The sequence below is a fragment of the Dellaglioa sp. CoH-57-MRSF-22 genome (assembly GCF_056781895.1).
This window is the reverse complement of the sequence record NZ_JBXAXT010000101.1, coordinates 1-415: the sequence shown is the minus strand read 5'-3', so window position 1 is coordinate 415 and position 415 is coordinate 1. Positions and strand designations below refer to the sequence as shown.

Annotated in this window: 1 protein-coding gene; it reads right to left on the bottom strand. The window is 53.7% G+C overall.

Annotation, left to right across the window (positions count from 1 at the left end; all coding sequences use genetic code 11):
* The coding region (locus tag AC1RPR_RS08375) for a hypothetical protein (RefSeq protein WP_481763496.1) at positions 1–366 on the bottom strand (366 nt) is incomplete at its 3' end.
* Between the last annotated feature and the right edge of the window lie 49 nt (positions 367–415).

Here is a 415-nt window from a genome sequence, read left to right as displayed (position 1 = left end):
GAATTTCTTGCAGACCTCGATTTTCTGCTCCTTCGTCCCCAGAACCCATGTCTTGAGTTCCATCCACGTCGGCTTCTGAATCGGGTCCATTCCATGCAGCTTCAGTGTAAGTCGCTTGCGGTCGTTGCCGGCTAGTTGGCCAGTCTCCTTCAGATACATGATGGTATCGAAGAGTGGGTCCAGACCGCAGCCGTTTCCCTCAGCGTCGCTCACCCAGATGCGGAACCATGCTTTTCGTCCCGGTGTCCACAGCTTGTTTTTCACAGTCTTGGTCTGGATATAGCGATAGAAGTCGTTACCCTTCCCGGTAACGCTCTTCTCGATCTCGACGCCCTCTTCCTTATCGAAGACCGCGTTGGAAGGCATACCTGAGCCACGTTTCGTACTCCAGATTCGCACGTCCGAATAGTAGCGC